Raw genomic sequence first — 20,531 nt, 5'->3', positions numbered from 1 at the left:
GTATGGCAGTGATGGAATATATTGATGCAATCCGTCTCGCAATGAAAGAAGAGATGGAACGGGATGAGAATGTTTTTATCCTTGGTGAAGACGTAGGTCTCAAAGGTGGTGTGTTTACCACAACTAAAGGGCTGCAAGATCAGTTTGGTGAAATGCGAGTGATGGACACACCTTTGTCTGAATCTGCTATTGCAGGTGTTGCCATTGGTGCAGCGATGTATGGCATGAAGCCGATTGCCGAGATGCAATATTCGGACTTCATGTTGCCGGCAACCAACCAGATCATTAGTGAAGCGGCGAAGATCCGCTATCGTTCCAACAATGACTGGAGTTGTCCGATTGTTATCCGTGCGCCGATTGGTGGCGGGATCTTCGGTGGGTTATATCACTCCCAATGTCCGGAATCGATTTTCTTTGGTACACCTGGTCTGAAAATTATAGCTCCCTACTCGGCATACGATGCTAAGGGACTGCTCAAGGCCGCTATTCGCGACCCGGACCCGGTACTCTTTTTTGAAAATAAAAAATGCTACAAACTTATCAAGGAAGATGTGCCTGAAGATGATTACATCGTTCCGATTGGTAAAGCCAACGTACTTCGTGAGGGTGCGGATATTACGGTGATCGGTTACAGTCAGCCGCTGCATTTTGTCATGCAGGCTGCTGAGGAGCTGGAGCGTGAAGAAGGCATTACAGCACACGTTCTGGATCTGCGCACATTGCAACCGTTGGATCGTGAAGCGATTATTGCTTCCGCTCGTCTGACAGGCAAAGTGTTGATCGTACACGAAGATAACAAAACGGGTGGTGTAGGTGCCGAAGTTGCCGCGATTATTAGTGAGGAATGTCTATTTGAACTGGATGCACCGATTCAGCGTCTCTGCGGACCTGATGTGCCGGCCATGCCAATTAGCCCAACATTGGAGAAATTCTACATGCTGAGCAAGGACAAAGCCAAAGCAGCAATGCGTACACTTGCCGAGTTTTAATTTCGTTTTTTGTATCGTTTAAAAGTAAAGTTTGGAGTGATAATCAAATGGCTGAACGTATGAAATGGATCGAGGTCATTATGCCGCAATTGGCGGAATCGCTGGTCTCGGCTACCATAGGCAAATGGTTGAAAAAACCGGGCGACCGTGTGGAACAGTACGAGCCGATCTGTGAAGTAATCACTGATAAAGTTAATGCCGAGATTCCATCCACTGTGGATGGAATTATGGGTGACCTTTTGGTTGAAGAGGGCACAACGATTGCTGTTGGTGAAGCAATCTGCCGCATGCAGGTCGCAGCTTCTGACGAAGAAGCGGCTGAGCAAGTAACACAAGTATCGCAGCAACAGGAGCAAGTGCAGCAACATGCGAGCCACACTCCTCTTGCCACGTCAAATACAGCAGGACATGATCCTAACCAGCCGATGCGTAATCGGTATTCCCCGGCAGTGCAATCCTTGGCAGCAGAGCATGGCTTGAACTTGCAAAGCATCCAAGGCACTGGGGCTGGTGGTCGTATTACCCGTAAAGATGTGCTGACATTTGTTGCACAGGGAGGTAACGCGGCTGGATCGTCTGCACCAGCATCATCTGCTTCATTACAGCATGCGCCTTCTGGCTTGTCGTCTGCTTCTCCATTCAGCGGAGTGAATCGTGGAAATGGAGAAATGGGTTTAACATCCAGAGACGCGATCTCAGCAAGAGATGCAGGTGTTCCAGTGAGGCATTCTGGCATTCATCTAACCGAAAGTCCGAAAATTCCCCAGATCGAAGTGGAAGGTGGCGGCCAGGGAAGATCGGAGTATTTCATCGATGTTACCCCTGTGCGTAATGCCATTGCCCGGAATATGCGTCAAAGTGTATCGGAAATCCCGCATGCATGGACGATGATCGAAGTGGACGTAACAAATCTCGTGATGCTGCGCAATAAACTCAAGGATGAGTTCAAGCGTAAGGAAGGCATCAATCTGACATATCTGTCCTTCATGATGAAGGGAGTCGTTAACGCGATTAAAGACTACCCAATCATGAACTCGGTATGGGCAGTGGACAAAATTATCGTCAAACGGGACATTAACTTGTCCATGGCGGTAGGAACCGAAGATTCTGTACTTACACCCGTAATCAAACATGCTGATCAGCGAAATATTGCAGGTCTGGCCCGTGAAGTGGATGAACTGGCTCGCAAAACACGTGAAGGTACGTTAAAGCTGGACCATATGCAAGGTGGTACGTTCACGGTGAACAACACAGGTTCATTTGGTTCGATCCTGTCCCAGCCAATCATTAACTACCCGCAGGCAGCAATTCTTACATTTGAGTCGATTGTCAAGAAGCCAGTGGTTATTAATGATATGATCGCTGTTCGCTCGATGGCTAACCTGTGTCTGTCGCTGGATCACCGAATCCTGGATGGTGTAATCAGCGGACGTTTCTTGCAACGTGTCAAAGAAAACCTTGAAGGATATACCATGGAGAGCAAGGTGTATTAAGTAAATAGTTGACGGGAAAGTGTATGTGCCGGAGGCCGTGCACTTTTCCTGCTGTTTATGGACATGTGCTCAATTGTACATTGAACCTGGAGCAGAAGGGTGTGGGGAATCATGAGCAAGCCGTTGGATGTTGCATACATACCGATGCTTGATTATGAAGAGGCTTGGAACCGCCAGAAAGCGATTGTGCAGCGATTGGACGAGGGCGAGGGAGCGGAGCAGATGCTGCTCTTACAGCACCCGCCAACGTATACGATCGGCTCACAAAATCATCCGGAGCATCTGCTTCTCAGTCCGGAAGAGTTGCGTGAGCAAGGAATCTCATTGTTTCAAATTGACCGTGGCGGTGATATTACTTATCATGGTCCGGGCCAGTTGGTAGGCTACCCTTTATTGGTTCTTGGTCGGGATGAAGACCTGGATTTACACGGCTATTTACGGAAACTTGAGCAGGTGCTTATGGATTATCTCGCAGACCAGGGCATCGAAGCCGGACGCAAAGAGGGTTACACGGGTGTGTGGATTGGCGATATGAAGATTGCTGCGATCGGAATCAAGTTTAATCGTTGCAAACACCGCCGCGGTTTCGTGACCAGTCACGGATTTGCATTTAACATCAGCTCAGGCATTCAACATGCTGGTTTTCAGGGGATTGTTCCTTGTGGGATTGAGCAGTATGGCGTTACCTCATTGGAGGATATAACGGGTAAGTCCTATGCAGTGGAACAGGTAGCGCAGGAGATTGTTCCATACTTTAATCGTATTTTTCCATATGAGATTAATTGGGTCACCGAAAAAGAAGCCCTTCAACGTCTGTAAACAGTTCGTCGAAAGGCTTTAGGTTGCTATCCGAACAGCAACGGTTCGAGAGCTATGAAAAGGGTGGACCCAATCATGGCGATCAGCATGAGATAGATGATGATTTTGAACCATTTCTTTTTTTGCATTGATGAGAGAACTCCTTTCAACATAAAGTAAACAAGCCATAGTAATTGTATTGTACCGTATCCACGAGAGGGAGGAAAGTCCTATGATTAAACAACAACGTGTTATCGATCAGTTCATGGAACTGGTGCAGATTGATAGTGAAACGAAAAATGAACAGAACATCTCGAAGGTGTTAAAAGAACAGTTTGCAGATCTCGGTCTTCATGTCTATGAGGATGATACCATGGAGCAAACCGGACATGGCGCCGGAAACCTCGTCATTACCTGGGAAGCTGAAGGAACTGAAGGGGTTGCACCGATCTTTTTCACATGTCATATGGACACCGTGACGCCGGGACAGGGAATCAAGCCTGAACTGGGTGAAGATGGCTGGATTCGCAGTGATGGAACAACGATCCTGGGAGCAGATGACAAAGCAGGGATTGCGGCATTGTTCGAAGCGATTCGTGTGATCCAGGAAAACAAGATTCCACATGGTAAAATTCAATTTGTCATTACGGTCGGCGAAGAGTCTGGCCTGGTGGGCGCACGTGCGATGAATCCGAAGGATATCGATGCCGAGTTCGGTTATGCGCTGGATTCTAATGGAGCTGTAGGCACGATCTGTGTTGCTGCACCAGCGAGAGCTGAAATTCAAATGAGCATCTATGGGAAGTCCGCACATGCGGGTGTGAACCCGGAAGACGGGATCAGCGCCATTCAGGTAGCAGCCAAAGCGATTGCAGCGATGACACTGGGCAGAATTGATGATGAGACGACAGCGAACATCGGTAAATTCCAAGGTGGATCAGCACTCAACGTGGTGTGTGACTTTGTACAGCTTGAAGCGGAAGCTCGCAGTATTGTGCAGGAGAAAGTTGAATTGCAGGTTGCACAGATGCGTGACGCGTTGGAAACGACATGTCGCAAATACGGTGCAACAGCTGAATTCAGAAGTGAGATCCTGTATCCTGCATTTGGTTTCCATGATGAACATGAAGTTGTACAACTTGCACAGCGTGCCATCCGCAGTATTGGGCTGGAGACAAGTACGTTTGCTTCCGGTGGTGGCAGTGATGCCAATATCTTTAACGGATTCGACCTTCCGACAGTGAACTTGGCGGTAGGGTATGAGGATATTCATACAACCAAAGAACGTATTCGTGCGGAAGACATTGTGAAGTTGTCTCAGGTGGTCGTGGCTATTATTCAGGAAACGGCAGCTGATAAGAAATAATATAGAGCACATGTTACCTCACATGTTGTTAGACAAAAGTCCGAACCCGGTTTGTACGGATTCGGACTTTTTGTGAATTCATGTTATATTTCAAGGGAGAAGACTCGTTAATTTTGGGTCAAAAATGAAACAATGGATCGATTACCCATTCATTTGCGTCCAGCGAGCAGATCGATTAACTTGGCATCAGGGCCCCACTCGCGTAACCATTGTTTGAGTATGAGCTGTACTTGCCGGGCTTGTCCTACCACGTGTAAGGATTGAGGCGTCATATAACTATTCATTGAAAGTCCCCCTGATTCGTTTATATTTGCTGTGAGAGTTCTATACGCTCACCATATGCCCAAAATCAGAGATATATACATTAACCGAATATATAATCCTACGATATGGAGTTGAAGAACCAATGAAACCAAACCAATCTGCCCAATCCATCCACGCGGCGCAACCTGCCAATCCAAAACTAGATGAAGTGACCGTATCCACCAAGCCAATCTTCGAGGGTAAAGTGATTTCACTTCAAGTCGATACCGTTAAACTACCGAATGGCCAGACGGCTACACGTGAGATAATCCGGCACCCTGGAGCGGTAGCTGTACTCGCTTTGAATGGGGATCGCATGCTTGTTGTGGATCAGTATCGTCAGGCAATGGGACGCACTGAGGTTGAGATTCCTGCGGGGAAACTGGACCCGGGAGAAGAGCCGGAAGTTGCTGCCGCACGTGAATTGCGAGAAGAGACAGGATATGTGGCCAAGTCACTGCGTCATTTGCGTTCGTTCTACACGTCACCGGGGTTCGCAGATGAGATCATTCATCTTTACATCGCTGAAGAGCTGGAAGCAGGAGACATGGCGCTGGACGAAGATGAATTCCTTGAAGTTGCCGAAATAACTCTGGAGGAAGCCTATGCGCTTATGGACGAGAACCGGATTAGCGATGCCAAAACGATGATGGCCGTGTACGCGTGGGACCTCTACAGAACGACAGGACGGTTCTAGGCATGCAAGACCAACTGGAAACGTCCACGATGTGGGAGCCCTGTTATACAGACCTGCATATCCACATCGGACGAACCTCTCGGGGTGAGGCTGTTAAAATCAGTGGCAGTCGTGATCTGACATTTGAGAATATTGCCCTGGAAGCATCGGATCGCAAAGGAATTCATTTGCTTGGTGTTATTGATTGTCATTCTCCGGTTGTACAGATGGATATTGAGCAATTGCTGGAGAGTGGCACGATGTCCGAGATTGAGGGCGGCGGTATTGCCTACCAGGACACCACCATTTTGTTGGGTACAGAGATTGAGCTGCGCGAGCCTGGAATGCGTGAGTTCCATATGCTGGCGTACTTCCGTGATCTGAAAACGATGAAGTCCTTCACGGACTGGATGAAACGTTATATGAAAAATGTAAACCTCAGTTCTCAGCGGGTCTACGTGCCCGCTCTTGAGATGCAGGCGGAGATTAAGGCCCGTGGTGGACTTATTGTGCCTGCACATGTGTTTACACCGCATAAAGGCATCTATGGCAGTACTGCGCCCCGTATGAGCGATGTGCTGGATACTAGTCTCGTGGATGCGGTAGAGCTGGGGTTAAGCTCGGATTCATCCATGGCCAGTTATATTCGGGAATTGGATCATGTACCGTTTCTGACCAATTCGGATGCTCATTCACTCGGTAAGATTGGACGGGAGTATAACGAACTGCAAGTTGCCGCCCCTTCTTTTGACGAATTCCGTATGGCACTTCAAGGAGAAGCCGGTAGGAAAATTGCGGCCAATTATGGACTGAATCCAAGGCTGGGCAAATACCACCGTACTTACTGTGCAGCATGTGGCAGCATTATGGACGGGCAAGCGATCTCAGCAGAGCGCTGTCCTCACTGTGGCAGTCTGAAGCTGGTGCAGGGGGTGCTGGATCGCATCCTGGCGATCTCTGATCGAGAGAGTCCTCATGTTCCTGCAAACAGACCAGCCTATCATTATCAGGTGCCACTGGAGTTCATTCCAGGACTTGGAAAAGCCAAACTGCGCCAGCTACTGGACCATTTTGGTACGGAAATGAACGTACTTCATCGTACGCGGGAGGAAGAACTTGCTGCGGTTGTTGGACCTGTGCTGGCAGGCCTGATTGTGGCTGCACGGAACGGACAACTGGAGCTATCCTCGGGAGGTGGAGGCACGTACGGAAAGGTTGCTGTTCAGGAAAGAGCTTCGGAGTGACCCGTGTAAATATTCTGTAGTTCAACTCATATAGCTTTCGCTTTACAGAGGTCCAATCTGGACAAGAAGTCATACAGGTGCATTCCGGTTCATAAGAATGACTATGAGGATGTAACTGAGAATCCTTGCAGCATGATACCGGAAAGGGGACTCGTACCTGTATGCGCTCTTCCTACTTTACATTTAAAGGTCAGACTTCGTTATATGTATTCGTGGCCGTCTTGTTTCTGGTCGGCGTCATTTTTGGCGCGCTCATGGTCAACGCATTGTCTCTTGAGCAACGTCAGGATCTGGAGGGTTATCTCGGCAATTTCTTCATGACCGTGCAGCACAGTGCACAGGTAACAGAGACCGGGGCATATTGGGACATTGCCATGCTCCATCTGAAATGGGTGGGTCTGATCTTTATTCTGGGTTTATCCGTTGTTGGACTACCCGGTATACTGGTTCTGGATTTTCTGAAAGGTGTGCTCATTGGATTCACAGTGGGGTACCTTGTTGGGCAGTATTCCTGGAAAGGGCTGCTGTTTGCACTGGTGTCCGTGGCACCACATAATCTATTTGTCATTCCGATCCTCCTGATCTGCAGTGTGGCGGCGATGACGTTCTCGTTATACATCATTCGCAATCGTGTTTTGATGCAGCGAACACCGGGTCGACAAAGGCCTTTTGCTTCATATATAGTGTTAACTTTGGTTATGGCTGTACTGCTGCTCGGCGTGGCGTCTTTTGAAACATGGGTTACACCTGCGATGATGCGTTGGGTCACGCCAATGCTACTACCGGCCTAACGTGTACCGTATAGTGTAAAATGTTGACTTTAATTACGCACTCCCCCTATAATGAAAAGAGTGGGTTAAGTTGCAGTGTGCAGTGATTTCCTAGGGGGAGGGAGAAAATGGAAGCACGGATTGATAAAATTAAGCAGCAACTACAGTCCCAAGGATATAAATTAACGCCCCAGCGGGAAGCCACCTTAAGAGTACTTCTTGAGAATGAAGAAGATCATCTGAGCGCAGAAGACGTATTCATGCTCGTTAAAGAAAAGGCTCCCGAAATCGGTCTGGCAACCGTGTACCGTACCCTCGAACTGCTGAGTGAGCTGCATGTTGTAGAGAAAATCAACTTCGGCGACGGTGTAGCGCGTTATGATCTGCGCGGAGATACATCCAAGCATCACCATCATCACTTAATCTGTGTTCAATGCGGAAGTATGGATGAAATACGTGAGGACTGGCTTGGACCGCTTGAAGAGCGTTTGGAGCGGGAATTCAACTTTTCGGTAGTAGATCACCGACTGGACTTTCATGGAATTTGTTATCGTTGCAAAGCTAAAAATGAACAGAAACCCAAAGATGAAGAATAACATAGCATATCTTCAAGCTCTCACCGGCGGTTTTGACGGGAGAGCTTTTTTGGCACCGGACATGATCTGGAGTTTCCCCCGAATGGCATAAACCTGTGTTTATGGACATACCCTGATTCAAGGACAATACCGGATTCGAATCAGGAGGGGACGCGCCCATGATTATATCAGTGCGGAGAGGGCTCCGTTTTATTCGATTTATTATATTTTTTGCTGCATTAGTTTATCTGTTCTATCATGTTCTGGATCTGTTTAATGGCTGGATCTCACCTGTGGATCAGTATCAGATGCCGACTGGCAATGCAATCAAAGTATTTCAGGAAACGGATTGGCCGGGTAATGGAGAAGGACGTCCTACGATGGCAGAGCGTCTCCGTTTGTTCTATTGGTACGGGGAGTAGCTTGGAACAGCCAGGGATGCAAATACGGGAGCAGTCTGCCATAGCGGCAGGTCTGTCAGTTGAGGAGCGTTGTACATGAAACAGACGATACATGCCTATGCCTTATACTTGGAAGATGATAAAGGGATGTCGAGCAGCACGCTTGAATCGTATCTCCGAGACGTGGACAAGTTCATTGAATTTGCTGATAAGGAATATGGCATACGCGAAGCCGATCAGGTCAGACGCACACATGTCGTCCTGTTTGCAGGTCAGCTCAAACAGGCAGGACGTGCCAATGCAACCATTGCCCGCAGCATCGTATCTCTGCGCTCCTACTTTCATTTTTTGATGCGGCGGGGTGATATTATACAGGACCCTACGTTTGATGTGGAAGCTCCCAAGGCGGACAAGACGCCACCACAGGTGTTAAGTATCCAAGAGATCGAACAACTGCTGACAGCGCCTGATATTCGTTCACCGCAGGGTGTGAGAGATCGAGCGATGCTTGAACTATTATATGCTACAGGTATTCGGGTATCGGAACTGATTGCCCTTGACATTCGGGATGTTCAGCCAGGCATGCGCTTTATACGATGCGGTGGGGCGGGCAAGGAACGCATCCTTCCCATCGGTGCACCAGCAGCACATTGGGCAAGTGTGTATGTGGAGGAATTCCGCAATAAGTTGCTCAAAACCGATTCGGACGAGCAGGCACTATTCGTGAATGTATCTGGTAGACGTTTAACCCGGCAGGGCTTCTGGAAGCTGCTCAAAAAAGCGGCGGTGGATGCGGGGATTTCGGAAGAAATTACGCCGCATACGCTGCGTCATTCGTTTGCGGCACACCTGATTGCCAACGGGGCGGATACACGTGCGGTTCAAGACATGCTGGGTCACGTGGAGCAGCCTGGACAACAATATGGCAATCATGGTCGCAAAACCATGAAAGAAATCTATGAAACCCATCATCCGAGGGCAAGATAGATTTTGACGCATGGCCTTCACAAATAAATGCGGAACATTGGGCCGATTTAGGATAAAATAAATTGAATACATCAAAACGCCGTTATACATAAGACGGATCGTTTCAACTCAAGGAGGAACATATATCGCATGACAGCATTAAACCAACAAATGATTTCGGAAGCAGCATCTTATATTCAAAGCAAAAGCTCCATCAAGCCGGAAGTCGGTTTGATTTTGGGTTCAGGTCTTGGCGTACTGGCAGAGCTGATTGAAGATGGCGTAAGTATCGCTTATCAGGATATTCCGCATTTTCCAGTGTCCACAGTAGAAGGACATGAAGGTGAACTATTGGTCGGAACCATTAAAGGTCGTCCAGTCGTGATGATGAAAGGCCGTTTCCACATGTACGAAGGATATGGTCCGGAATTGACAGCTTTCCCGGTACGGGTTATGAAAGAACTGGGTGTAAGTAGCCTGCTTGTAACCAATGCTGCGGGTGGTGTGAATACGTCGTATGAAGCTGGAGACTTGATGCTGATCTCTGATCACTTGAATCTCACAGGCAAAAATCCACTGATCGGACCAAATGACGCTGCACTGGGCGTGCGTTTCCCGGATCTGTCCGAAGCATATAGCCGCCGTTTGCGCGCACTGGCGAAGGATACGGCTGCATCACAAGGTTTTAACGTACGTGAAGGGGTATACGCAGGTATGCTCGGTCCGAACTACGAGACACCGGCAGAGATCAGAATGCTGCGTACATTGGGCTCAGACGCAGTGGGCATGTCCACTGTATCTGAAGTAATTGTGGCACGCCATGCAGGCCTGGAAGTGCTCGGTATTTCCTGTATCAGCAACATGGCTGCCGGAATTCTGGATCAGCCGCTGTCACATGATGAGGTGATGGAGACGACGGAACGTGTGCGTGAGTCGTTCCTGGCGCTGGTAGTGGCGGTTATTCCACAAATGTAAGCAAGATTTGAGTAGATAAGGTTACCTCTTTGGATGAGAAATCATCGGGGGGGTAACTTTTTTTTTTGTTGTGTTAAATGTACGGTTAATCATTCCTTTAGTGCAGTGCGTTTTTTTGGCTATGACCACATTTTCAATAAAAGTTCGGGAAATCATGCTTTACATGGAATAATTTACTGGAAACGGGCCGACAATGATTAGCAGTACATGCATGGAACATGCAGTAAGCAAGTCATTTGAGGAGGTAACCTTGTGAAGAAAAGAATAATGGCATCGTTCATGACCCTCTGTATCCTGCTGTCCCTTTTGGCATCAACGGCATTAGCTGAAGAAACACCGAAGGCAGCGGGAGGAACGGACCTGGCCCCGTCGGCGCGCTCTGCGATCTTAATGGATGCAGATACGGGAACGGTCATTTATGAGAAAAACAGTCATGATCAGCTGCCTCCGGCGAGCATTACGAAAATTATGACCATGCTGCTTACGATCGAAGCGATCGACTCGGGCAAGCTGAAGCTGACGGATAAGGTAAGAACGAGCGAATACGCAGCTTCCATGGGCGGTTCGCAGATCTTCCTGGAGCCTGGGGAAGAAATGACGGTAGACGATATGTTAAAAGGGATCGCGATGGCTTCGGGCAATGATGCCTCGGTAGCGATGGCTGAGAAGATCGCTGGCTCGGAAGAAGCCTTTGTACAGCTGATGAATGAGCGTGCGAAGGAGCTTGGCATGAAGGATACTCATTTTGCCAACTGTAACGGCCTGCCGGTCGATAATCATTATTCTTCCGCCCATGACATTGCCGTCATGAGCCGTGAACTACTGAAGCATTCCGGGATTACGAAGTACACCGGTGCATATCAGGATTACCTTCGCAAAGATTCGGAGAAGCCATTCTGGCTGGTGAACACGAACAAGCTGGTTCGTTTTTATGAAGGGGCAGATGGTTTGAAAACAGGTTACACGTCCGAAGCGAAATTCTGCTTGTCTGCAACAGCGTCTAAGGATGGACTGCGTGTCGTTTCCGTGGTACTCGGTGAACCAAATACTAAAACACGGAATAGCGAAGTATCTTCGATGTTTGACTATGCGTTTAGTCAATATACGATGAAGGCGCTCTACAAGGCAGGGGATCTGCTGGGCAGTCTGAAGATCGAAAAAGGTGAAGTTGCCGAGTTGCCTCTGAATGCCACGCAAAATTATAGTGTGCTGATGCGCAAAGGAGCCAAATCCAATGACATCCGCCATGAATTGTTGGTTGCCAAAGAATTGAAAGCTCCGATCAAAGCCGGGCAAAGTATAGGTAAACTGGTGGTTTACCAGGGCAACGACGTCATTAAGGAGCTCGACATTCAGGCTCCGCAGGATGTGAATAAGGCTGGCTGGTGGAAGCTGTTCAAGCGGACAACGTCCAACCTGTTTGACTAAACGGCGATTTCCGCGAGTTGCACGTATCCTTCGAACATATTTTGTAGTTAAATAGGGGTTTTCTTCTAGTTTTGTCGGGGGGCAGGAAAAGCCTTCGGAAGCGTAGAAATCCTTGTTCTAAGACAGGGAGGAGAGTGAGCAAACGTGAACTTGCATGTGGAAATGGAACACCATCGCGGGATTCTGATTGTACGATTATCCGGGGAGCTGGATCACCATACAGCTGACATGGTACGGATGCAAATGGACGAAGCCATCCAGCGGAGACAAAGCGAGCATCTCGTACTCAGCCTGAAAGATCTGCAATTTATGGACAGTTCAGGTCTGGGTGTCATTTTGGGAAGATACAAGCTCATTAAGAATAAAGGTGGCAAGATGGTGGTCTGTGACGTCAATTCGCCAGTGTACCGTTTGCTGGAAATGTCGGGTCTGTTCAAGATTATGCCGATATACGAAAATGAGGGAACTGCTCTCTCAGGTCTGGAGGTCGTCTCATGAATGAAGGAACAGGGACAAATTTCATGAATCTGCAATTCGCGGCCAAGTCAGAGAATGAGTCGTTTGCACGGGTAACCGTTGCTGCGTTTATCTCCCAGCTTGATCCAACGATGGACGAGCTCAGTGACCTGAAAACGGTCATTTCGGAAGCCGTGACCAACAGCATCATCCACGGATACAACAACAACTCCGAGGGTGTTGTGTCCATCCAGGCGGAGATTCGGGAAGACATGATCACTATCATCGTGGAAGACCGCGGTGAAGGAATCGAAGATCTTGAACTGGCCAAGCAGCCGCTATATACGTCCAAACCCGAACTTGAGCGGTCGGGCATGGGCTTCACCATTATGGAAAACTTTATGGATGAATTCGAAGTCAGCAGTGAGCCCGGCAGAGGCACCTCCATCAAGATGAAAAAAAGGATTGAATCCAAGAAAGCATTGTATAATTAGGGGTTGGTGTTCTTATGGATGCTGAAGTGAAACCATCTTCACAGACCTATTTGGACGATGCCGAGGTCAAACGGCTGATTGCGCTCAGTCAGTCGGGTGACCATGTCTCACGGGATACGCTGGTGAACTGCAACATCAGACTCGTCTGGTCCGTCGTACAGCGTTTTATGAACAGGGGATATGATCCGGAAGATCTGTTCCAGATTGGTTGTATCGGTCTGCTCAAGTCAGTGGACAAATTCGATCTCAGTTATGACGTGAAGTTCTCAACCTACGCGGTACCGATGATCATCGGAGAAATCCAGCGATTCCTGCGGGATGACGGTACCCTGAAGGTCAGTCGTTCACTGAAAGAGATGGCGAATAAAGTCCGCAAAAAAAAGGACGAATTGTCCAAACATCTGGATCGTTTACCAACGATTAAGGAAGTTGCCGCAGAGCTGGGAGTAACCCCGGAGGAAGTCGTATTTGCCCAGGAAGCGAACAAACCACCGACCTCCATCCATGAGACGGTATTTGAGAACGACGGTGATCCCATTACGTTAATGGATCAGATTGCCGACGAGTCTCAGGAACGTTGGTTTGACAAACTGGCGCTAAACGAAGCCATCGGTGGTCTCAGCGAGCGGGAGCGGTTAATCGTTTATCTTCGGTATTACCGGGATCAGACCCAGTCCGAGGTTGCCAGCAGGCTGGGAATATCTCAGGTACAGGTATCACGTCTGGAGAAAAAAATACTGCAATCCATCCGCGACCAGATCGCGCAGTGATTTCGTGGGTTGCAACAACAATATTGGCGCATATGCACCAATATACGACAACTAACAACCTTCTATCGCGCATTATGGCGAGGGAGGTTATTTGTTGTTAATACGGGGAGATTCCGAACGATTGGACTGCATAACCAGCATCATGCCAAGAATACATGCCATACCAATCCATTGATAGAAGCCAAAAGGTTCATGGAGCCATATGACGGTTGTTCCAACAGCAGCAAGGGGCTCTGCGCTCCCGAGCAAGCTAGTTTCCTTGGGTGTAAGACTTTTGAGACTCGCAATATAAAACCAAAAAGCAATCATGGTTCCAAAAAGGATCGTAAATATCAAATAACCGTAGGTTTCAAGCGTGATACTAGCAAAATTCATTTTCCAGGGCGGGTGAATAAAACTCATCCCCAAACCACCGATGATCATAGCCCAGCCGACGACAACAAGTGAATCGAACTTTTTAATCAGTTGCACGGCATACAGCGTATAAAATGCAGCTGAAACCCCAGATAACAGCCCCCATATCACTGCGAGCGAGGAGACAGATAATTGCGTAAGCGAGCCATTCGTCAGCAGGAAAAAACACCCACTGAGAGCCAGAACGGCGCATGCAAGGTCATTACGTGTGAGGACAGACTGCTTACGGAGTGCGATGTAAATCATGATCATGACAGGGGACAGGTACTGCAGGAGTGTAGCCACCGCTGAATTGCCGTGTTTAATGGATGCCATGTACGTATACTGGACGGCAAGCATGCCCACCAATCCGAAAATGATCAGCTGTCCAGCCGTTTTTTTATTTCTCCACACAGCAAAAATCTGAAATCGTCCATTAGTAAACGATTGAATAACCAGTAATAGTAACCCAGCAATCAACAATCGTACAGTGACATACCAATTGACCTCAATGCCATCCAGTTGAAACAGTTTTTGAGATACCGTCCCCCCAATGCCCCAACAGATGGCTCCCGTCAGAACGAGTATGATGCCTGAAATTTTGGATTTTGCAGAAGTTGTCATTCTTGTTCGCCTCACCTTAAATATAAGAATAGTGTTATATTAAGGAGAAATGCGGTACATTTATATCAAAATTGAACTTAAAAATATAAATATACTGAGATGAGGGCCATGAAGAAGATCGAATTTATCATTGATCAACATTTGAAAGAAATGACGCAACACCGTACTGATACCTTATCTATAGCCTGTTATGAGACAACCATTGTCCAAAATGTTCACGGCCATATTCCTCTCCACTGGCATGATGAATTGCAGTTTGTTGCCGTTCTTCAGGGTACGGCGTTGTTTCATATCAACGATCAAAAGATGATTTTGTCCAAAGGTGACGGGATTTTTATCAACAGTGGAATAATGCATATGGCCGAAGATCACGGTGTGAGCGAGAACTGCATTTATTTATGTCTGAATTTGTCCCCACACGTTATCATGCCTTCGGATTTGTATATAAAGTACGTACATCCATCCATATGTATCAGCAACTAATTTGCCTTTTCTGTATATCGAAAGAGCTAACGCTTGGGGAGAACAGATCCTGGATGCTATTGTACGGATTAGAAAGGAGTTAGTGCACCAAGTTCCTTTTTACGAAGTGAATGTTGCTTCTGCGGTGCTGAATATGTGGAAACTGCTGATTATGAACGGATATTCTCTAGAACATGATCCATCAGAGATGAGCAGAAACAATCGAATGAAAGACATGTTGCAATGGATTCATCTCAACTATGCCGATCCAATTAAGCTTGAAGATATTGCCAAGTCCGGACAGTTAAGCCGATCGGAGACATGCCGTTATTTCAAGCAAATTCTGAAAACTACACCCATGCAATATGTGATAGAGTACCGCATCCAAAGAAGCATTGAACTATTGCAACTCTCCGAGCGTAGCATCACCGAAATTGCCTATGAGGTCGGTTTTAACAGCACGAGTTATTACATTAACCAATTCCGCAAAACAATGAATTCAACCCCTTTACGATTTAGAAGGGAATTGAACAAAAGAGAAAAAGAACATAATTCTTGAATTATTGTTCATGATCCGTGAACCTATCTACCAATACCGAAGAGTCGCCCATACGGCGACTTTTTTTGATATGTAAAATAATGCTTCACACTTATTTACACCTCAAATCGGTCACAAGGTGAGCGAATAAAATAACCCCAAAAACCTCTTCTTTCAATTCCCTTCCTGCCAACTCCCCAGCATATTTATTTCAAACGTTTGGAAGCGGGAGGGCAGTAGGTAGTGGAGGGATGGAATCGGTCAAAAGGAGCGAAGCGTGAGGGCTCATCTAAGGATACATAAGCAACGCAGGCGGCAGATTAGACCTGAAGAAGCGAAGCGTTCGCCTTTGTCTCCAAATTTCTAACACTTAGAAATCAATCAAAAGAATTTGGAGACAACAGCGATCAGAAGGTTGGTCTGCCGTCGGAGTGTCTGCGTGTATCCTCCCCCCGCAACAGCGACCAATGACCGATCCATCCCGCAGCGCCCCCACCCACCTCCCGATCTTTTTCCAACCCGTTTGTAATAAATTTGCACATTCTTCAAATACTAACCTAAATTACGCAGTAAAGGAGTGCTATGGATGTCCCAGACACCCACTCCAATGGTCTATATTCGTCTGCGCAGCCGTATTCGCATCCAGAGGGGCAGAGCAGTCAAGCTTGGAGACATTGCACATGTACTGACCTCTTCTGAAGACCAGGAGGGCAGGCTACTGGAGCTTGAACTGCTGCGCCCTGGACCGGAGGATGGCAATCTGATCCTCATTGATATATTGCAGATTATTCCCCGGATTCGGAACATCTTGCCCGAGGTAAGTGTGGAACTGATGGGATCAGGCCATACGTTGGTTGAAGTCATTGCGGGAAATAGTCAACCTTCCAAGTCTCTGTTCATATTGGTTTGGCTGCTGCTGTTCTTTGGATCAGCCTTAACCATTATGAATTTTCATGCCGATGTGAACATGCAGGAAGTACAGATTCGAATTGTGGAGATGCTTACTGGGCATCGGGACGAACATCCCTATCTGTTCCAAGTGGCGTATTCCATTGGCATTGGATTCGGAATGGCAGTATTTTTTAATCATTTGTTCAAGAAAAAGTGGAATGAGGAGCCTACCCCGCTGGAAGTGGAGATGTTCCTATACCAGCAAAATGTAGATAAATATGTGGTGATTGAAGAAAGTGAACGGATGCATGAGCAGGAACGCAGGGAGATGAATGCGGATGAGCGTTCTTAATGGAGCAATCAGCATTGTATTGGGTGTTGCAGGGGGGATTGCCGTAGGAAGCGGCGTAATTGCGCTTATTCTGGTGCTCGATATGATTCCCAGGTTGGCTCAACTTACGCAATCGTATGACAAGACTCACTGGTACGAAGGGGCGCTAATTGGTGGTTCACTGCTCGGGACGGTGGCGGACTTCTGGCACTGGAAAATGCATGGAGTGCTGCTGCTCAGCCCGATTGTTGGTTTGTTCTGTGGCGTGTTCATCGGTCTGCTCGCCGCGGCGCTCACTGAGGTGCTTAATGTACTGCCCGTGCTAGCCAAACGATTGGGCATGAAACCTTATTTGTTTGGATTACTGCTCGCCATGATTTTGGGCAAAATGACAGGTTCCCTGTTTGATTTTTTCATATATCAGCGGTAACTCGTGGCCATAGGAGGATGGAAGATGGATGAACGAACGGAGCACACAGGCCAGGAAAATAGTGAAGGTATAACGGAAGAGATGTTACACAAGTCTGCTTATGAGATTCAGAAGGAAGAAGAGGAGAAAGCGTACAACAAGAAAAAACAAAATGAGATGTCCGACAGCGTTGAGGAATCCGTACAATATTGGCAGGAAAACGATGATATCTCCCCACGCATGAGTGAGAACAGATATACACTGCAACAGGTACTGGGGCTTGGAGAATCGTTCGATGTTAATATGAGGGAAATGGTCCTGGGTGGCAAGCACGTTGGATTGCTAATGATCACCGGTTTTGCGAAGGATGAGATATTGCTGGAAGTGTTAAAAAGATTGACCTATCTCACGCCGGATGACGTATCCGGACACGCGCTCAAATCCTATTTCGAATGTTACATTCCACATATTCAGGTGGAAAAAGTCGACAAGATGAGTGCGGTCATCAACAAGGTTCTTACTGGTATGAGTGCAATGTTCGTTGAAGGGGATCGCTCGGTCCTAATTATGGATACCCGGAGTTACCCGGTACGTTCACCGGAAGAACCTTCATTGGAAAGGGTAGTCCGAGGTTCCAGAGACGGCTTTACCGAAACGCTCCTGACCAACGTAACATTAGTGCGTCGCAGAATACGCGACCCTGGCCTGAAGTTTGAGATCATGCAGGTGGGTCGGAGAACACAAACGGATGTCTGCGTAGTATACATTGATGATATTGTGGATAAAGTGCAGGTGGATTCAGTCCGGGAAAAAATTCAGCGAGTGGATATCGATGGTATTCCGGCCGCCGACAAGCAGTTGGAGGAAGCGATTATCAACAAGGGATGGAATCCGTTCCCACTCGTTCGATATTCCGAGCGACCGGATGTTACAGCTTCCCATTTGCTGGAAGGACGAGTTGTCATTTTTGTAGATACTTCCCCGAGTGTGATGATTTTGCCTACGACCTTCTTCGATCTGTGTGAACATGCGGAGGAGAACAGACAGACGGCATTGATGGGGACGTATTTACGATGGGTGCGTTTTGCAGGGATTCTCATCTCATTGTTTTTGCTACCATTATGGCTTCTCATGGTTATTGACCCTTCGATTAAACCGATGGGACTTGACTTCATTGGTCCGCAGGAAAATGTAAAGTTACCGCTGATTCTACAGTTTCTCCTGATCGAACTAGGCGTCGATTTATTACGGATGGCAGCTGTTCATACGCCTACACCTCTGGCATCGGCCATGGGCTTAATCGCGGCCATTCTAGTCGGGGATATCGCGGTGAAAACAGGATACTTTGTTAATGAGGTTGTGCTCTATATGGCCATCGCAGCCATCGGTATGTTTGCCACGCCGAGTTACGAGTTGGGTCTCGCCAATAGGCTGGTCAGGCTGGTTCTGCTAGTCGCTGTTGCGATATTCAAGGTTCCGGGGTTGGTCGTGGGCTGTACATTACTCATATTGGCGCTCACCGTTCACCGGTCGTATAATTCTTCGTATCTCTGGCCTTTTATACCGTTTAATGCAAAGGCCTTGGGCAACTTTTTATTCCGGCTTCCGCTGCTGGAAAATAAAAAACGTCCATCATTCAATAAAACCCGTGACAACACCAAAATGTCCGATGATCCGGACGGGGAACTGCAAAAAAGTAAAAAACACAAATGATCTTCCGAAAAATCCATTCATCTCGCTGCCTAATTTGATATACTGGTGTAAAATCATTGGAATATCAATTGTTCCAGTATATAAAAAGTGAGGAATGCAGATTATGTATTTACATGGTACAAGTAAAATAAATGCGCAAGGACATCTGGAGATTGGCGGAGTTGATGCAACAGATCTGAAAGAACAATTTGGAACTCCACTGTACGTTGTGGACGAGCAATTGGTTCGCGAGCGTTGCAGAGAGTACATGGAAGCATTCCGTGCTTCCGGATTGGGCTTCCAAGTTGCATACGCAAGTAAAGCATTCTGTGTAATGGCGATGTGTGCCCTTGCAGCTGAAGAAGGACTTTCCCTGGATGTCGTATCTGACGGTGAACTGTTTACTGCACTGCAAGCAGGATTCCCGGCTGAGCGCATTCACTTCCATGGTAACAACAAAACGCTGGAAGAGATCGAAATGGCTCTTGATGCGGAGATTGGATGTTTTGTTGTTGATAACTTCAACGAATTGCATCTGTTGCAGGCTGTAGCAGCGGACAAAAATCGTAAAGTAAACATTTTGCTTCGTGTGACGCCTGGTGTTGAGGCACATACGCATGAATATATTTCCACAGGTCAAACAGATTCGAAATTTGGATTTGATATCGGCAATGGTACAGCATTTGAAGCGATTGACTTGGCTTCCAAGCAGTCTAACCTGGTATTGCTCGGTGTGCATTCCCACATCGGTTCCCAGATCTTCGAAGTTGAAGGCTTCCAGATGGCTGTTCAACGTGTTGCTGAATTTGCAGCAAGTGTATATGAGCGTCTTAATGTTGCTTTCAAAGTGGTTAACCTTGGTGGTGGATTCGGAATCCGTTATATCGATGGAGATACGCCACTTGAAGTTGCACAATACGTGAAGGCTATTACAGATGCCGTTAAAAATCATTTTGCTCAAATCGGCTATGCCGTACCTGAGATCTGGGTTGAGCCAGGCCGTAGCATCGTGGGTGAAGCGGGAACAACGCTGTATACCGTTGGAACAAGCAAAGACATTCCAGGCGTGCGTAAATACGTTGCCGTGGATGGTGGTATGACCGATAACCCACGTCCTGCTTTGTATGAATCCAAATATGAAGCTGTGCTTGCCAACCGTGCGAATGAGGCTGCTCAGGAAACAGTATCTGTTGCAGGTAAATGCTGCGAGAGTGGCGATATGTTGATCTGGGATCTGGACCTGCCAAAAGTGGAAAGTGGCGATCTGCTCGCTGTAGCTTGCACAGGCGCGTATAACTACTCCATGGCGAGCAACTACAACCGGATTCGTCGTCCGGCCGTTGTATTTGTCAAAGACGGTCAAGGCGATGTCGTGGTACGCCGTGAGACGTATCAAGATATCATCCAGAATGACCTGGTACCTGCGCGCATTGGAAAACAGCCAGTAACTCGCTAATTCGTCAAAAGATAATGCGTTTCTGCATTAT

22 protein-coding genes and 1 pseudogene are annotated in these 20,531 nt (G+C 47.5%); 20 read left to right on the top strand and 3 right to left on the bottom strand.

Translation table 11 applies throughout. From position 1 onward, the window contains the following. Positions 1 to 2: 2 nt before the first annotated feature. The 3 genes from J2Z28_RS17960 (at position 3) to lipB (ending at position 3,301) form a co-directional block, all read left to right on the top strand. Positions 3 to 989 (top strand): alpha-ketoacid dehydrogenase subunit beta, encoded by a 987-nt coding sequence (locus J2Z28_RS17960; RefSeq protein ID WP_017687621.1) that lies wholly within the window; start codon positions 3 to 5, stop codon positions 987 to 989. Between the two features lie 47 nt (positions 990 to 1,036). Continuing rightward, positions 1,037 to 2,482: a dihydrolipoamide acetyltransferase family protein gene (locus tag J2Z28_RS17955; RefSeq protein WP_211083516.1), complete on the top strand. Its 1,446-nt coding sequence runs from the start codon at positions 1,037 to 1,039 to the stop codon at positions 2,480 to 2,482. A 111-nt stretch (positions 2,483 to 2,593) separates the two neighbouring features. Then, positions 2,594 to 3,301, top strand: a complete 708-nt coding sequence (gene lipB / locus J2Z28_RS17950) for a lipoyl(octanoyl) transferase LipB (RefSeq protein ID WP_017687623.1) — start codon at positions 2,594 to 2,596, stop codon at positions 3,299 to 3,301. A 26-nt stretch (positions 3,302 to 3,327) separates the two neighbouring features. On the opposite strand, the gene prli42 is transcribed toward lipB, so the two are convergent. Continuing rightward, entirely contained in the window at positions 3,328 to 3,429 is a 102-nt protein-coding gene (gene prli42 / locus J2Z28_RS17945) for a stressosome-associated protein Prli42 (protein ID WP_017687624.1), read from the bottom strand. An 83-nt stretch (positions 3,430 to 3,512) separates the two neighbouring features. Between prli42 and J2Z28_RS17940 the strand changes: the two genes are divergently transcribed. Then, positions 3,513 to 4,646 carry a M20/M25/M40 family metallo-hydrolase gene (locus J2Z28_RS17940; protein WP_211083515.1) on the top strand — a complete coding sequence of 378 codons (1,134 nt, stop codon included), beginning with the start codon at positions 3,513 to 3,515 and terminating at the stop codon, positions 4,644 to 4,646. 149 nt (positions 4,647 to 4,795) lie between these two features. Here the strand turns inward: J2Z28_RS17940 and J2Z28_RS17935 are convergent, their stop codons facing one another. Then, positions 4,796 to 4,930, bottom strand: a complete 135-nt coding sequence (locus J2Z28_RS17935) for a Z-ring formation inhibitor MciZ (protein ID WP_100527202.1) — start codon at positions 4,928 to 4,930, stop codon at positions 4,796 to 4,798. Positions 4,931 to 5,052: 122 nt separating this feature from the next. Between J2Z28_RS17935 and J2Z28_RS17930 the strand changes: the two genes are divergently transcribed. From J2Z28_RS17930 to sigF, 11 genes are all read left to right on the top strand, one after another. Next, positions 5,053 to 5,646, top strand: a complete 594-nt coding sequence (locus tag J2Z28_RS17930) for an NUDIX domain-containing protein (protein WP_051447058.1) — start codon at positions 5,053 to 5,055, stop codon at positions 5,644 to 5,646. Positions 5,647 to 5,648: 2 nt separating this feature from the next. Continuing rightward, positions 5,649 to 6,869, top strand: coding sequence for an endonuclease Q family protein (locus J2Z28_RS17925; RefSeq protein WP_211083514.1), 1,221 nt, complete (start codon positions 5,649 to 5,651; stop codon positions 6,867 to 6,869). A 161-nt stretch (positions 6,870 to 7,030) separates the two neighbouring features. Next, positions 7,031 to 7,660: a stage II sporulation protein M gene (gene spoIIM / locus J2Z28_RS17920; protein WP_211083513.1), complete on the top strand. Its 630-nt coding sequence runs from the start codon at positions 7,031 to 7,033 to the stop codon at positions 7,658 to 7,660. A 107-nt stretch (positions 7,661 to 7,767) separates the two neighbouring features. Continuing rightward, entirely contained in the window at positions 7,768 to 8,235 is a 468-nt protein-coding gene (gene fur / locus J2Z28_RS17915; protein WP_036607866.1) for a ferric iron uptake transcriptional regulator, read from the top strand. A 158-nt stretch (positions 8,236 to 8,393) separates the two neighbouring features. After that, positions 8,394 to 8,636, top strand: coding sequence for a DUF4227 family protein (locus J2Z28_RS17910; protein WP_017687632.1), 243 nt, complete (start codon positions 8,394 to 8,396; stop codon positions 8,634 to 8,636). Between the two features lie 75 nt (positions 8,637 to 8,711). Beyond that, complete coding sequence (locus J2Z28_RS17905) at positions 8,712 to 9,602, top strand: tyrosine recombinase (RefSeq protein ID WP_105599514.1); 891 nt, start codon at positions 8,712 to 8,714, stop codon at positions 9,600 to 9,602. A 129-nt stretch (positions 9,603 to 9,731) separates the two neighbouring features. After that, a complete protein-coding gene (locus J2Z28_RS17900; protein WP_017687634.1) occupies positions 9,732 to 10,556 on the top strand; it encodes a purine-nucleoside phosphorylase in 825 nt (274 codons plus the stop codon). 252 nt (positions 10,557 to 10,808) lie between these two features. Next, positions 10,809 to 11,984 carry a D-alanyl-D-alanine carboxypeptidase family protein gene (locus tag J2Z28_RS17895; protein ID WP_342357515.1) on the top strand — a complete coding sequence of 392 codons (1,176 nt, stop codon included), beginning with the start codon at positions 10,809 to 10,811 and terminating at the stop codon, positions 11,982 to 11,984. Between the two features lie 144 nt (positions 11,985 to 12,128). Continuing rightward, entirely contained in the window at positions 12,129 to 12,482 is a 354-nt protein-coding gene (gene spoIIAA, locus J2Z28_RS17890) for an anti-sigma F factor antagonist (RefSeq protein WP_017687636.1), read from the top strand. Next, positions 12,479 to 12,934, top strand: coding sequence for an anti-sigma F factor (spoIIAB, locus tag J2Z28_RS17885; protein ID WP_036672324.1), 456 nt, complete (start codon positions 12,479 to 12,481; stop codon positions 12,932 to 12,934). Before spoIIAA ends, spoIIAB begins: the two co-directional genes overlap by 4 nt. A 14-nt stretch (positions 12,935 to 12,948) precedes the next feature. Next, entirely contained in the window at positions 12,949 to 13,704 is a 756-nt protein-coding gene (sigF, locus tag J2Z28_RS17880) for an RNA polymerase sporulation sigma factor SigF (protein ID WP_105409173.1), read from the top strand. Between the two features lie 87 nt (positions 13,705 to 13,791). Here sigF and J2Z28_RS17875 read toward each other — a convergent pair whose 3' ends face one another. Then, positions 13,792 to 14,721 (bottom strand): DMT family transporter, encoded by a 930-nt coding sequence (locus J2Z28_RS17875; protein WP_211083512.1) that lies wholly within the window; start codon positions 14,719 to 14,721, stop codon positions 13,792 to 13,794. Positions 14,722 to 14,829: 108 nt separating this feature from the next. On the opposite strand from J2Z28_RS17875, the pseudogene J2Z28_RS17870 reads away from it, so the two are divergent. From J2Z28_RS17870 to lysA, 5 genes and pseudogenes are all read left to right on the top strand, one after another. Beyond that, positions 14,830 to 15,742 (top strand): annotated as a pseudogene (locus tag J2Z28_RS17870) (AraC family transcriptional regulator). Between the two features lie 565 nt (positions 15,743 to 16,307). Continuing rightward, on the top strand, positions 16,308 to 16,964 hold the full coding sequence (locus J2Z28_RS17865; protein WP_211083511.1) for a stage V sporulation protein AA: 657 nt from the start codon (positions 16,308 to 16,310) through the stop codon (positions 16,962 to 16,964). Continuing rightward, positions 16,945 to 17,373: a stage V sporulation protein AB gene (locus tag J2Z28_RS17860; RefSeq protein WP_211083510.1), complete on the top strand. Its 429-nt coding sequence runs from the start codon at positions 16,945 to 16,947 to the stop codon at positions 17,371 to 17,373. Before J2Z28_RS17865 ends, J2Z28_RS17860 begins: the two co-directional genes overlap by 20 nt. Before the next feature lie 24 nt (positions 17,374 to 17,397). After that, a complete protein-coding gene (locus J2Z28_RS17855) occupies positions 17,398 to 19,065 on the top strand; it encodes a spore germination protein (RefSeq protein ID WP_211083509.1) in 1,668 nt (555 codons plus the stop codon). Positions 19,066 to 19,168: 103 nt separating this feature from the next. Beyond that, on the top strand, positions 19,169 to 20,500 hold the full coding sequence (lysA, locus tag J2Z28_RS17850) for a diaminopimelate decarboxylase (RefSeq protein ID WP_017687645.1): 1,332 nt from the start codon (positions 19,169 to 19,171) through the stop codon (positions 20,498 to 20,500). The last annotated feature ends 31 nt before the right edge of the window (positions 20,501 to 20,531 follow it).

It is taken from the genome of Paenibacillus xylanexedens, assembly GCF_017874615.1.
GTDB lineage: Bacteria > Bacillota > Bacilli > Paenibacillales > Paenibacillaceae > Paenibacillus > Paenibacillus xylanexedens.
The sequence above is the reverse complement of the archived record's forward strand: the minus strand, read 5'-3'. Positions and strand labels throughout refer to the sequence as shown.